The organism is Kitasatospora sp. NPDC057198 (genome assembly GCF_042670125.1).
Lineage (GTDB): Bacteria > Actinomycetota > Actinomycetes > Streptomycetales > Streptomycetaceae > Kitasatospora.
In genome coordinates this window covers 1-1863 of record NZ_JBHUWH010000808.1, presented here as the reverse complement: position 1 = coordinate 1863, position 1863 = coordinate 1, and the positions used below count along the sequence as shown (strand labels likewise).

Sequence of the window (1863 nt, the reverse complement as noted above, 5' to 3'; positions counted from 1 at the left end):
GTCCGCCACGGGCCGCCGTGTTCGCGGTCGCGTCCGTTCCCGTGGCCGCCGCACGGTGCTCCACCCGTTTGTGTCCCGCTGTCTCCCGTAAGGAAGCGACCCCCGTGACCCGCAACAACCCGCCCCGCTCCTCCGGTCGCCAGGGCCGCCCCGGCCGCACGTCCGGCGCCAAGCCGGGGCAGGTCGCGCACCCGCGCTGGAGCAGCCGGCCCGCCCGCCCGGAGGCCACCGACCGGGAGGGCAACACCGCCCGCAGCCTGCCGCCGGTGCCCGGCGAGCAGCGTCCCGAGAAGCCCGCGAAGGCCGAGAAGCCCGCGAAGCCCGCGAAGGCCGCTCCGGCGGGAGCGCCCAAGGACAGGGCCCCGAAGCAGGGCGCACCGAAGCAGGGCGCACCGAAGGGCGAGGGCGCGAAGAAGCCGGCCCGGCAGGGGCGCAGGCCCGGGGCGGTGCGCCCGCCCAGGGCGCTGCGCCCCGCGCAGCCGGTGCTGCGGCAGCCCACCGGGGACCCGCTGGTCGGCGAGCGCTACGAGGTCGAGGTCGGGCCGGTCGCGCACGGCGGCCACTGCGTGGCCCGGCACGACGGGCGGGTGCTGTTCGTCCGGCACGCGCTGCCCGGCGAGCGGGTCGTCGCGCTGGTCACCGAGGGCACCACCACCTCCCGCTTCCTGCGGGCCGACGCGGTGGAGGTGCTGGAGGCGTCCAAGGACCGGATCGAGGCCCCCTGCCCGTTCTCCGGCCCCGGCAAGTGCGGCGGCTGCGACTGGCAGCACGTCACCCCCGGCGGGCAGCGCAAGCTCAAGGCCGCCGTCCTCACCGAGCAGCTCGCCAAGCTGGCCGGCCTCACCCCCGAGGAGGCCCGCTGGGACGGCTCGGTCGAACCGGTCGGCGGCAAGCTCCCGGCCGGCGAGGTCCCGGCCTGGCGCACCCGGGTCCAGTACGCGGTGGACGAGGAGGGCGGCATCGGCCTGCGCAAGCACCGCTCGCACGACGTCCAGCCGATCGACCGCTGCCTGATCGCCGCGCCCGGGGTGAGCGAGCTCGGCGTCGAGTCCCGCGACTGGACCGGGGTGGCCGCGGTGGAGGCGATCGCCGCCTCCGGCTCCTCCGACCGCCAGGTGATCCTGCGGCCCCGGCCCGGCGAGCAGCTGCCGCTGGTCGAGCTCGACCGGGAGACCTCCATCGCCCGGATCGACGAGCAGGACCTCTTCCACCGCGTCCACGGCCGCACCTTCGTCCGCGAGCGCGCCGCCGGCCGCACCTGGCGGGTCTCCGAGGGCGGCTTCTGGCAGATCCACCCGGAGGCCCCCGACACCCTTGTCGACGCCGTCCTCACCGGCCTCGACCCGCAGTGGGGCGAGAGCGCGCTCGACCTCTACTGCGGCGTCGGCCTGTTCGCCGGCGCGCTCGCCGAACGGGTCGGCGAGGAGGGCGCGGTGCTCGGCATCGAGTCCGGCAAGCAGGCGGTCGCCGACGCCCGGCACAACCTGGCCGCGCTGGAGCACGTCCGGATCGAGTGCGACAGGGTCGAGACCCTGCTGCCCCGCACCGGCATCACCTCCACCGACCTGATCGTCCTCGACCCCCCGCGCTCCGGCGCCGGCCGCGACACCGTCGCCCACCTCAGCTCCCTGGAGGCCCGCCGGATCGCCTACGTCGCCTGCGACCCGGCCGCCCTCGCCCGCGACCTGGCCTTCTTCCGCGAGGGCGGCTACCGCCCGGTCTCGCTGCGGGCCTTCGACCTGTTCCCGATGACCCAGCACTTCGAGTGCGTCGCCATCCTGGAGCCGGTCCGGTAACGGCCGACGGAGCACCACGCACGGGCGCGGGGCCCCTCCCGCGCCCGTGCGGCGTTTCCCGGGGACG

The 1863-nt window shown here is 76.7% G+C and carries 1 protein-coding gene; it reads left to right on the top strand.

The genetic code is table 11. From position 1 onward, the window contains the following. The first annotated feature begins 485 nt into the window (after positions 1 to 485). Positions 486 to 1796 (top strand): class I SAM-dependent RNA methyltransferase, encoded by a 1311-nt coding sequence (locus ACFUEL_RS39230; RefSeq protein WP_380242933.1) that lies wholly within the window; start codon positions 486 to 488, stop codon positions 1794 to 1796. Positions 1797 to 1863: the final 67 nt, after the last annotated feature.